Annotated in this window: 11 protein-coding genes, 1 tRNA gene and 1 pseudogene; 11 read left to right on the forward strand and 2 right to left on the reverse strand. The window is 34.9% G+C overall.

Annotation, left to right across the window (positions count from 1 at the left end):
* Positions 1-207: 207 nt before the first annotated feature.
* Positions 208-1,350, reverse strand: coding sequence for an acyl-CoA dehydrogenase family protein (locus IL45_RS02275; protein ID WP_036579846.1), 1,143 nt, complete (start codon positions 1,348-1,350; stop codon positions 208-210).
* Between the two features lie 79 nt (positions 1,351-1,429).
* On the opposite strand from IL45_RS02275, the gene IL45_RS02280 reads away from it, so the two are divergent.
* The 10 genes and pseudogenes from IL45_RS02280 to IL45_RS02325 all read left to right on the forward strand — a co-directional run bounded on the left by IL45_RS02280 (position 1,430) and on the right by IL45_RS02325 (position 10,578).
* On the forward strand, positions 1,430-2,485 hold the full coding sequence (locus tag IL45_RS02280; RefSeq protein ID WP_036579849.1) for an anhydro-N-acetylmuramic acid kinase: 1,056 nt from the start codon (positions 1,430-1,432) through the stop codon (positions 2,483-2,485).
* A 70-nt stretch (positions 2,486-2,555) separates the two neighbouring features.
* Complete coding sequence (locus tag IL45_RS02285) at positions 2,556-3,782, forward strand: Glu/Leu/Phe/Val dehydrogenase dimerization domain-containing protein (RefSeq protein WP_036579850.1); 1,227 nt, start codon at positions 2,556-2,558, stop codon at positions 3,780-3,782.
* A complete protein-coding gene (locus tag IL45_RS02290; protein ID WP_036579853.1) occupies positions 3,782-5,332 on the forward strand; it encodes a Na(+)/H(+) antiporter NhaB in 1,551 nt (516 codons plus the stop codon). The genes IL45_RS02285 and IL45_RS02290 overlap by 1 nt, the downstream gene beginning before the upstream one ends.
* Before the next feature lie 127 nt (positions 5,333-5,459).
* Complete coding sequence (locus IL45_RS02295; protein WP_036579855.1) at positions 5,460-6,155, forward strand: MotA/TolQ/ExbB proton channel family protein; 696 nt, start codon at positions 5,460-5,462, stop codon at positions 6,153-6,155.
* Position 6,156: 1 nt separating this feature from the next.
* Positions 6,157-6,549 carry an ExbD/TolR family protein gene (locus IL45_RS02300; protein WP_006795988.1) on the forward strand — a complete coding sequence of 131 codons (393 nt, stop codon included), beginning with the start codon at positions 6,157-6,159 and terminating at the stop codon, positions 6,547-6,549.
* 1 nt (position 6,550) lies between these two features.
* Complete coding sequence (locus IL45_RS02305; protein ID WP_036579859.1) at positions 6,551-7,366, forward strand: hypothetical protein; 816 nt, start codon at positions 6,551-6,553, stop codon at positions 7,364-7,366.
* A 2-nt stretch (positions 7,367-7,368) separates the two neighbouring features.
* Complete coding sequence (locus IL45_RS02310; RefSeq protein ID WP_036579862.1) at positions 7,369-8,586, forward strand: bifunctional folylpolyglutamate synthase/dihydrofolate synthase; 1,218 nt, start codon at positions 7,369-7,371, stop codon at positions 8,584-8,586.
* Between the two features lie 60 nt (positions 8,587-8,646).
* A tRNA-Val gene (locus IL45_RS02315) sits at positions 8,647-8,721 on the forward strand.
* Between the two features lie 355 nt (positions 8,722-9,076).
* A pseudogene (locus tag IL45_RS02320) lies at positions 9,077-10,237 on the forward strand (RHS repeat domain-containing protein); the annotation flags it as partial.
* Positions 10,238-10,248: 11 nt separating this feature from the next.
* Complete coding sequence (locus IL45_RS02325; protein WP_036579867.1) at positions 10,249-10,578, forward strand: hypothetical protein; 330 nt, start codon at positions 10,249-10,251, stop codon at positions 10,576-10,578.
* Positions 10,579-10,859: 281 nt separating this feature from the next.
* Here IL45_RS02325 and IL45_RS02330 read toward each other — a convergent pair whose 3' ends face one another.
* Positions 10,860-11,528 carry an IS6 family transposase gene (locus IL45_RS02330; protein ID WP_036579871.1) on the reverse strand — a complete coding sequence of 223 codons (669 nt, stop codon included), beginning with the start codon at positions 11,526-11,528 and terminating at the stop codon, positions 10,860-10,862.
* 52 nt (positions 11,529-11,580) lie between these two features.
* Here IL45_RS02330 and IL45_RS02335 point away from each other — a divergent pair, with 52 nt between their 5' ends.
* Positions 11,581-11,790, forward strand: coding sequence for a hypothetical protein (locus tag IL45_RS02335; protein ID WP_036579874.1), 210 nt, complete (start codon positions 11,581-11,583; stop codon positions 11,788-11,790).
* The last annotated feature ends 123 nt before the right edge of the window (positions 11,791-11,913 follow it).

Genomic DNA, 11,913 nt, shown 5'->3' on the forward strand with positions numbered 1-11,913 from the left:
TGTTCATTAGCCTTTTCTTGTGATATTTACTATTATAAACTTTAGCAGTGCTCATTAGATGGCTTTTGTATATAAGGTCGGGTTATTGAGGTTGGTGACCACAAAAAAAATGTCTAGTAGCTCTTAAGAACTGCTAGACATTTTATCGTTCAGATATCAAACCTGATTAAACCTTGTATAACGGGAAATCTGTAATTAATTAAGAGGTTAGTTTTTAAGAAGATCTCTAGAGATAACTATTTTTTGAATTTCCGAAGTCCCTTCATATATCTGAGTGATTTTAGCATCTCTCATCAATCGTTCTACATGATATTCTTTAACATATCCATTACCACCATGAACTTGAACTGCTTCAACCGTAGTATCCATAGCGGTTTGAGATGCAAAAAGTTTAGCAGTACAGCCAGCTACGTTGTAATCCATTCCCTCATCTTTCATCCATGCAGCGTGCATAATTAAATGACGAGATGCATCAATATTAACTTTCATATCAGCTAATTTAAATGCTATAGCCTGATGATTACATATCTCAGTTCCGAAAGCCTTACGTTGTTTACTATAATCTCTAGCTAATTCATAAGCACCAGCTGCAATACCTAATGCTTGTGCGGCTATTCCTATGCGACCTCCAGCTAATGTTTTCATTGCAAATTTGAATCCAAATCCGTCTTCGCCAATCCTATTTTCTTTAGGTATCTTAACGTCATTAAATATTAAAGAATGGGTATCGCTACCTCTAATACCTAATTTATCTTCTTTTGGTCCTACTTCAAAGCCTTCCCAAGTTTTTTCAACTATAAATGCGTTGATACCTTTGTGAGCTTTGTCTTTATCTGTTTGTGCGATGACAATATAGTAATCGGCACTATTACCGTTAGTAATCCAGTTTTTGGTACCGTTTAAAAGGTAATGGTCACCCATATCAATTGCTGTTGTTCGTTGTGATGTGGCATCACTACCAGCTTCTGGTTCGCTTAGACAAAATGCTCCAATCGATTCTCCGGTTGCTAATTTGGTTAAATACTTTTCTTTTTGCTCTTCACTAGCGTATGCTTCTAAACCATAACATACCAAAGAATTATTTACGGATACAATTACACTAGCGCTAGCATCAATTTTGGAAAGCTCTTCCATAACTAAAACATAACTAGTAGTATCCATTCCACCACCACCATACTTTGGGTCCACCATCATGCCTAGGAAGCCCAGGTCACCCATTTTAGTAATCAATTCTTTAGGGAAATGTTGATCCTTATCTCTTTCAATTACTCCTGGAAGTAACTCGGTGCGAGCAAAATCTCTTGCTGCATCACGTATCATTAAATGCTCCTCTGTTAAACTAAAATCCATGTATTTGTAATATGATTAATACTTCATTTATCTTTGCAAATCTAAGCTTATTTAAGAGTTTATTCAACACTATTTTTCTATGAACCATCAGTGCTATAACGTTATAGGTGTAATGTCTGGAACTTCTTTAGATGCTATCGATTTGGTTTATGTAAAGTTAGTACGTAATGATTCATGGAACTTTCATGTATTGAAAGTAAAATCGATAGAGTATAATCATGTTTGGCAAACTAAATTGGCTAGTGCTATATCGTTGCCAAATATTCATTTGAAGGATTTAAATAATGAATATACTTTATATTTAAGTCAATGTATCAATGATTTTATATATGAAAATCAAATCACCGAACTTTTAGCGATATGTAGTCATGGACATACTATACATCATCAGCCTGGGGATGGGTATACTTTCCAAATAGGTAACCTCCCTATATTAGCTGACTTATTGAGTCAACGGGTTGTTTGTGATTTTAGGTCTCAAGATGTAGATATGGGTGGTCAAGGTGCTCCTTTAGTACCTATTGGAGATCATTTTCTTTTTAATAAGTATGATTATTGCCTCAACCTAGGAGGATTTGCAAACATCTCTTATAGTCTTAATGATATACGTAAAGCTTTTGATATTGTCCCGGTTAACGTAGTGCTGAATTATTTTGCAAATCGCCTAGGGTCAGATTATGATGATAGTGGTGCTTTCGCGAAAGCAGGAAAAATTAATTCTGAGGTTTTAGCTCAACTAAATTCACTACCGTATTATAAGGTTGATGGTCCTAAATCTTTAGGAGTTGAATGGATTGACAATCATGTGTGGGATATTATCAAATCAATCGATAACCCTTTAGATGCTTTAGCTACTTATACTGAACATGTGGCAATGCAAATCTCAAGCGTACTGTTACCTGAATCTACTGTATTAGTTACAGGTGGTGGTGCTTATAATTCATTTTTAATACATCGTATATCTTCTTATTCTAAGGCCGAAATAATTATACCGAATAAGGAGCTTATTGAATATAAAGAAGCACTCATTTTTGCTTTTCTAGGAGTACTTAAATTACGCAATGAGAATAATTGCCTTGCTTCGGTAACAGGAGCCTCTATGGATCATTCAAGTGGTAAGATTTATCTGCCTTAAGAAATTGTAAAAAAGAGTTGAAGTGGTCAGGTGTTTTTTATATTTGTCTGCACTAACCTGAAAATAAAACATGAAGGAACTTTTAAAGCGTTATGAGAACGCTGAACCCGAAATCGTATTCCATTGGAATGATCCAGAAACAGATGCCCAAGGTTGGACCGTAATTAATAGTTTGAGAGGTGGCGCCGCAGGTGGTGGAACACGTATGAGAGTTGGACTTGATAAAAATGAAGTTCTCTCACTAGCAAAAACTATGGAGATTAAATTCACGGTATCGGGTCCTGCAATAGGTGGCGCTAAAAGTGGAATTAACTTTGACCCTAGAGATCCTCGTAAAAAAGGTGTGCTAGAGAGATGGTATAAAGCGGTTTCTCCTTTACTTAAAAGCTATTATGGCACCGGTGGTGATCTTAACGTAGATGAAATACATGAAGTAATCCCTATCACTGAAGATTGTGGAGTTTGGCATCCTCAAGAAGGTGTCTTTGCAGGTCATTTTTCTCCTACTGAGGCTGATAAAATTAACCGCATTGGGCAATTACGTCAAGGTGTGATAAAAGTTATTGAAAATCCTATTTATTCGCCAGATGTTTCTAGAAAATATACGGTAGCAGATATGATTACTGGTTATGGCGTTGCAGAAGCTGTAAAACATTTTTATGATATTTATGGCGGTGATGTTAAAGGTAAACGTGCCGTTGTTCAAGGTTTCGGTAATGTAGGAAGTGCCGCTGCTTATTATCTTTCACAAATGGGTGCGAAAGTTGTAGGAATCATCGATAGAGCTGGTGGATTAATTAATGAAGACGGTTTTTCTTTTGAAGAAATTAAAGAAATGTTCTTAAATAAAGATGGTAATGCTTTAAGATCTTCAAACTTACTTCCATTTGAAAAAGTAAATGAAAAAATATGGTCTCTCAAGACTGAGATTTTTGCGCCTTGTGCTGCCTCTAGATTAGTGAGTCAGGATCAAATAGATCAAATGATTGCCTCTGGATTAGAGGTTATATCTTGTGGCGCTAATGTGCCATTTGCAGATAAAGAAATTTTCTTTGGCTCTATTATGGAGCATACGGATGAAAAAGTAAGCCTTATTCCTGATTTTATTTCAAATTGTGGAATGGCAAGAGTTTTTGCATACTTTATGGAACGTCGCGTTCAAATGACGGATGAAGCTATCTTTAACGATACCAGCATGACAATTAGAAACGCAATTCAAAATACTTATAATAATAATAGTTCGCGTACTCAAATCAGTTCTACTGCTTTTGAAATCGCTTTAAAACAATTGGTTTAATGTTCAAGTCTTTTTTAGGTAATAGCCCTACATGGTTTAAGTCAACCATATTAGCATTTTTAGTTTTTAATACTGCCGCATATTTTGTTCTTGATGGAACGGTAATGGGTTGGATTTTTATAGCAGAGTTTATATTCTGTCTTGCGATGGCTTTAAAATGTTATCCTTTACAGTCCGGTGGTTTACTAGCTATTCAAGTTATTGCATTAGGATTAACACATCCTATGTATAAAGTAGATCATGAAACACATATGGTCGTATTAGATGATTTAGGTAATAAAGTATTAGGTGGTGTTTATGCAGAAGTAGCACAAAACCTAGAGGTGATTTTGCTGTTAGTGTTTATGGTAGCGGGAATTTATTTTATGAAACCTCTACTCATGTATATTTTTGTAAAACTGTTTACAAAGGTAAAATCTAAAATAGCTCTTTCTCTATTTTTTGTACTAATCAGTGCTGTGTTATCTGCCTTTTTAGATGCTCTTACAGTTACAGCAGTTCTAATTAGTGTCGGTCTAGGTTTTTATAATGTTTATCATAAAATACATTCTAGTGATCTAGATTTAGATCATGATAATACATTGGATAGAAAGCAGTTAAGTGGTGAAACATTAGAAGATTTCCGTTCATTCTTACGTAGTTTAGTAATGCATGGTGTGGTAGGAACAGCGTTAGGTGGTGTTTGTACAATTGTAGGTGAACCTCAAAATTTACTTATCGGTACAAAGCTTAATACAGCATTACCTTATGAATATGGATTCATAGAATTTTTCCTTCACATGGCACCTATTACGATCCCAGTTTTAATAGCTGGTCTAATTACAACCGTATTGTTAGAAGTTACTAAAACATTTGGTTTTGGTCAGAAAATGCCACCTGTAGTAAGACAGATTATTGAAGGATGGATGGAAAAACGTGATCAAGAACGTACTAGTAAGGAGAAATATGGTCTTTTAGTTCAAGGAGTTTCAGCTATTCTATTAATCATTGGTCTAGCATTGCATATTGCACCAGTTGGATTTATAGGTCTTGCTTTAATAGTGATTCAAACTGCGTTTATGGGGATAACAGATGAACATAGTCTTGGAAAAGCCTTTGAAGAAGCACTTCCATTTACAGGACTATTAGTTGTGTTTTTTGTGATCGTTGCGATGATTCATGACCAGCATTTATTTGCACCTATTATTGAATGGGCATTAAGCCAGGACCCTAGTAGTCAACCGGCAATATTCTATCTTGCAAATGGTGTTCTTAGTATGATTTCTGATAATGTGTTTGTGGCAACAGTCTACATAAATGAAGTGGGTAATGCATATGACGCAGGAAAAATATCTTTAGAGCAATATGAACATTTAGCAGTTGCAATTAACACGGGAACTAACATTCCTAGTGTTGCGACACCTAATGGTCAGGCGGCATTCTTATTTTTATTAACGTCTGCTCTTGCACCAGTAATCAATCTTTCTTACGGTAAGATGGTTAAAATGGCATTTCCATATACTGTAGTTCTTACATTAGTAGGACTTGCATGTGTGATTATGTTCTTATAATAAATCAGTAATATTGTATAGCTTATTGTAATCACGCTTTCGCGAAAGCATAATTACAATAAGCCTTTAGACTGTATACAATCTTTAACATATAAAATGCGTTACTAACCTAACTAAGAAAAATTTAATGAATCTAATTATTCAAGAAACAGGCGAAGTTGTTGAGTCTACTATGCCACTAGTAGAAGAAGAAACTCAAACAGTTTTTGACATCATATTATCAGGTGATCCATCTGGAACAGTGATTATATGTATCTTAATTCTATTATTATTTGTTGCTTTATACATCTATTTTGAAAGATTATTTAAGATAAAAGGCAGTTCAAAAATTGATGACAAATTCATGTTACAAATAAAAGATCATGTTAGTAACGGTCGTATTGATGCAGCCAAGATCTTATGTGCTCAAGAAAATTCTCCTGTTGCACGTTTAACAGAGAAAGGTATTAGTAGGATAGGTTCACCTCTTGAGGATATTAACGGAGCCATCGAGAATGCAGGTAAATTAGAGGTATATAAATTAGAAAAAAATGTTAGCATTCTAGCAACTATTGCAGGAGCTGCACCTATGATTGGATTTTTAGGGACAGTTATAGGAATGGTAATTGCTTTTAGAACCCTAGCAGAAAGTGAAGGTGCTCCAGAAATGGGGACTCTAGCAGAAGGTATTTATACCGCAATGACAACCACTGTTGCAGGACTTATAGTAGGTATTATAGCTTATATAGGATATAACCATTTAGTAGTTAAAACTGACAAAGTAGTGCATCAAATGGAGTCTAACGCTGTTGATTTCTTAGATCTTTTAAACGAACCAGCATAATATGAACTTAAGAAGCAGAAATAAAGTAAGCCCTGATTTCTCGATGTCATCCATGACAGATATCGTGTTTCTGTTGCTTGTATTTTTCTTACTAACCTCACCTAGTATTACTCCACAAGCTTTAGATTTAATATTGCCTAGTGCAAGTGGTCGTAGTGAAAATAAGCAGCAAGCTTCCGTAAGTATTACTAAAGATGGTGCGTTTTTTGTCGATGCGGTAGAGGTAGAAGAAGAGTTATTAGAATCGATGATTATTAAAACAATGGAAGGTCAAGAAAAGCCTACCATTATATTAAGAGCAGACGGCGATATCGCCCTCAATAAAGCTGTTAAAGTTATGGACATAGCAAACCGTAATAAAATCAATATCATCCTTGCTGTAAAACCAGAATAAAATGAGTTTTCTAGACACTAAAGAGAAAAAGAAATCATTCATCATTACAAGTATTTTGATGAGTGTTTTTCTATTGTTATTTGTTTTTGTTTCAGTGCTAGATGAAATACCAGAAGAGGAAGATAGTGGAATAGCAATCAATTTCGGTAATACTGCAGTAGGTTCTGGACCTGTTGAACCTGCAGAGGCAACTAAGGTCACTCCAGAGTCTAATCCATCACCTGTAGATCAGACAACTCCTCAAGTTGATAATGTCGCCACCCAAGACAACACAGATGCTCCAGTTATCAATTCAGATCCTAATACAACTAAGCCTGTTACAAAACCAGTGGCAGAACCTGTTAAAAAACCTGAACCTAAACCGGAACCAAAGCCAGATCAATCGGTAACTGATATGCTTAATAATGTTACGGGTACAACTCCAACAGACGGTGCAGATAATAGCGGGGAAGGTCCTGGAGATGGTCCAGGGAACAAAGGTGATATTAACGGTGATCCTTATGCAAATACCTATTATGGGGCACCAGGATCTGGGCAAAGTGGTCGCGGAGCTGGACTAGGTGGTAGAAAAGCATTGTCTGGAAAAGGAGCTGAGCCTGACTGTTTTGAAACGGGAACTGTTATTGTTGAAATTCATGTGGATAGAACCGGTAAGGTTGTGCAAGCCATACCAGGAAAAAAAGGAACAACTAATAGAGCAAATTGCTTATTAGTTGCCGCAAAAAAAAGTGCTGAGACCTATAAATTCAGTGCAGCTTCTAAGGCTAAAGATATCCAAATAGGTTTCGTCGAGGTTATTTTTAAAGTTGGAGAATAGTTTTGGACTATTCACAGACTCTAAATTGGCTTTTCAATCAACTCCCGATGTATCAACGTGTGGGAAAAGCGGCTTACAAGGCAAATCTCGATAACACTATATTATTAGATAATCATTTAGGAAATCCCCACCTATCGTTTTCAACCATTCATGTAGCTGGCACAAATGGTAAGGGAAGCACTTGTCATATGATAGCAAGTGTACTGCAAGAGGCTGGTTATAATGTAGGGTTGTATACATCACCGCATCTTAAAGACTTCAGGGAACGCATCAAGATTAATGGTGTGATGGTTTCAGAAGATTATGTGATTGCTTTTGTAAATAGAAACAAATTGTTTTTTGAAAGTAATCAACTGTCGTTTTTTGAGATGACTGTAGGTATGGCTTTTCAATACTTTAAAGAGCAAGAAGTAGATATCGCTATTATAGAAACAGGTCTTGGAGGTAGATTAGATTCCACTAACATAATAAAACCATTAGTTTCAGTGATAACAAACATAGATAAAGATCATGTAGCGATGTTAGGTAATACTCTTATTAAAATAGCTGGAGAAAAAGCAGGTATTATAAAAAATAATGTACCTGTAGTTGTAGGTGAGAGACGTGATTCTTTGAGGAATAGCTTTCGCGAAAGCGCAATAAAAAAGCATTCTATTTATCATCAAGTAAACTATCGCTTAAAGCCACTCGCTACAGATTTAAAAGGTGAATATCAAAAGTATAATAGTAGAGTTGCACAAACTGCGTTAAACGTTTTAACGCAGTCTAGCAACTTTGAAATTTCCCTTGCCCAATTAGAAGCCGGGCTGTTGAAAGTTGCTGCAAATACAGGATTGAGAGGTAGGTACGAATTATTGCAAGTTCAACCTAGGGTTATTGCAGATACAGCACATAATAAAGCAGGAATAAAAACATTAGTGAAGCAATTGAAACTAGAGAAGTTTAATAAGCTTCATATAGTTATGGGAATGGTGTCTGATAAAGATGTGGACCAAGTTTTATCATTAATGCCTAAGAATGCTTTTTATTACATCGCAAAGCCAAATGTGATACGTGGAATGGAAATAGATGTTTTATCTAGTTTTTTTAAAAAGCATCAATTTAATTTCAAAAAATTTAATTCTGTTTCTGACGCATTAGATAAAGCTAAGAGTCTGGCACACAGTGATGATTTGATAGTAGTGACTGGTAGTGTTTTTGTAGTAGCAGAAATAATTTAAAATTTATTTCAAAAACACTTGTAAGTTCCAGGAAAGGTTTTATATTTGCATCCGCTTTTAGGGCGCTTAGCTCAGTTGGTTCAGAGCACTTGGTTTACACCCAAGGGGTCAGGGGTTCGAATCCCTTAGCGCCCACAAAAGGTCTTCAGAAATGAAGACCTTTTTTTTATGCCTATGAATTATAGTTCTGTCGCATTATCTTTTTCACTTTCAATTATGCTTAGATTTTAAGATTGCTAAATTCAAAATCATGTACCTTTACTGAAGTCTTGGCTATCCACATATCATAATCCTGTGCAACGCACGAGAGTATTTTGAAATAGAGTGTTCTTTATAAGGACATGTTTGATATTTAAATAGTTATAATTATTTAAAGTGAGTTAAGTATTTTAAAATATTCTTGATAATTTTTCCTAAATAGCTTGTAAATTTATGTTTTTGCGCGAGCGAGAAAGCCGTTCTTTTAAATAGATTTTAGTATAGTCCGTATGGGATGCTCCTAAATAATAGACATGGATCTGTAGACAGCGACGCGTATCGCTACGGTTTTAATGGTATGGAAAGGGATGATGAAGTAAAAGGTGAAGGGAATAGTTACACTACTCTCTTCAGGCAGTATGATCCTAGGTTAGCTAGATGGAAAAGTATTGATCCAAAATCGGTAGCTTGGGATAGTCCATATTCATTTTCAAGAAATAGTGTTTTAGTTTTCAATGACCCGTTAGGTGATTGTCCAGATGGAAATTGTGACGATAAAAAGACTCCTGGCGGCGGAAATATTTCAATTCCTAAAGGATCTGCAACAGTTACAAATCCTTCGGATAATTCAGTTCATGTTTTTAAATATAGGGGTGTTAATTGGTATTATAACAATGACAGTGAAAATTACGAAACTATTTCTGGCTTAAATTATTCTGAAAAGTTTGCATTAGAATTAGATACAAGAAATAGATGGGAAATAGCACTTCAAAATAGATTGTCCGAGTTACTAGCAGCAAATCCACATAGAAAATTCCAAGCCTTACGTGGTAGTGATGGTATATTAATTGAATCCTATCCTAACAACGATCAGTATCCAGATACATTTTATGAGGATACAATATTATTTTCAGATTACCCAGAGGTTGGTACTGGTGAATCTATGATCCCTTTTTGGGGCAGTGGAAAGTCAGCGATGTATAATATAGAAGATGGTGAATATGGTTGGGCAGCAATAAATATTGGAATGGCAGTCTCAGATGTGTTTTTGATAAAGTCAATTGCTAAAGGAGGAATGTCAGGAGGGTTTAAAATAATGACTAAAAACTATAAAAACTGGAGTAGTTATAGATCAATTTTAGGTCAAGAAGGTTTTGCAAATAGTGGACAACACGTTCATCATTGGTTGTTTTACAAAGGTGGTAAAAGCGGTTCTGGAACATGGTGGAAAATGAAAAACCAAATGTGGAATTTAACGCCTATGAGTCCTAGAATATGGAAAGGAAATATTTACTCAGGTAGAGCTATACATATGGCTATACATGGTAAAAGTAATGTTTTAAAATTAACACAATTTGAAAAGAGCTTTATGAAAGTACTTACTGCACCTAATTGGGCAAAAGCTTTTACTGGGTCTGTTGGTTTCAGGGGAATAAATGAATTTAAAGATTAAAAGAGCTTATTATGGCAAATAATTATCCTATTTGGTTGGTTCATGATGATTTATCATTCGTAGAAAAAATAGAATTACCACATCAACTCTATAATGTAACTTTACTATCAGTTAAGAAAAAATCTATGATAGGTTCTTTTATTGTTAAGAATAATTATGAAATTAGTAAAATCGAAGAGTTAATAGATTTAGGAAATAAAAACAGTATCTGGATGTTTGAATTTTTTAATCCCCTTAGAAAAGTGCAGTATAAAACAACCTCAGTAAATAGTGATAACCCAATTTACAATAAGATTATAAACTTGGTAAAGAAGAACCCTGAAGGATCTGATTTGTTATAATGGGTGGTGCAAACCGCAATAACCGCGACAAAAGCGTTCCAAAGTTGGAACAAGTGGCGTAGACACTGGTGTTGTAATTATGTTTTTGATTCATACAGTTTCAATAAAAATAGTAGCTCTTTAATTTATTGAAAGAATAACATAGAAAGTCTTTACAGTGTTGTAAGGACTTTTTTTTGTGGAGTTAAAAACGAGAGTTTTTAACATTTTTCATTTCTACAAGTTGTTTTGGTTCTGTCGCATTAACTGAAGGAAAATATAAATTTGAGTTGACGTTTAAATTATGCAGCCAAGGAACAAAAAGTTTTAAAGGTAGAAGTTTTAGGATTCAAGATTTGATCCTTTCTTATCATATGTATTATTTCTATTCCTGCTAGTGTTCTTTGTGCTGATTCAAACTCTTTAAATCCTGTAGTGATTTTAACTCTCCGTTTTATGCTTCTATGATCTTGTTCTACAATGTTATTCAAGTATTTGACTCGCCGTATTTTCACTTTCTTAACACTGTGACTTCGTTTGTTCCAAGTCCTAATGCCGGCTGTATTAGCGCCACTCTTATCAATATTAATGATTCTAGGCTTACCATTATTCTTAATCGCTTTGTTTAAGAATTTTTGAGCAGATCCCTTCATTCTCCTTTTGGTAAGTAAGAAATCAATGGTATTTCCTTGCTTATCAACTGCTCTGTATAGATACATATCTTTACCTCCTACTTTGATATAGGTCTCATCTAGTCTCCAACTGTCGGTTACCTGACGTTTACGACGGTTCATATTTTCTTCAATTTCTTTTGAAAACTTGAATACCCACCGTTGAACGGTAGAATGATCCACCTTGACTCCTCTGATAGACATTAACTCTTCAACATCTCGATAACTCAAACTAAATCTAAGTTTAAGGTAAACTGCTTGCTGTATTATGATATGAGGATATCTATGACGGTGATACATATGCGTTAATTTTGAATCTCAAAACTAAGTATATTTGAAATGGTAAAAGTTAATGCGACAGAAAAAAACACTTGCTGTATCACTTGATTACCTTGTTTCTGAACAAGATAAATTAGAAGTTGTAGATGTAGATGTAGATGTAGATATGCTTAACCGCATGAAAGAGATACAACGGCTTAATAATGATGGAAAATCGACTATTAATAAGATTATTGATGCTTTTATTAGAGATACTAAAACTAGAAAAGCATACGCTTCTTAAAACACAAAAAAACCACCCATAAAAGGTGGCTTATTTGTTACTATATTATCTATAAATATTACTCACGCGTTGCAAACGCTATGCTTATTTACTCTCGTCACAGACGAGCGCGACGTGGAATTT

This window comes from Nonlabens ulvanivorans, assembly GCF_000732625.1.
Taxonomy (GTDB): domain Bacteria; phylum Bacteroidota; class Bacteroidia; order Flavobacteriales; family Flavobacteriaceae; genus Nonlabens; species Nonlabens ulvanivorans.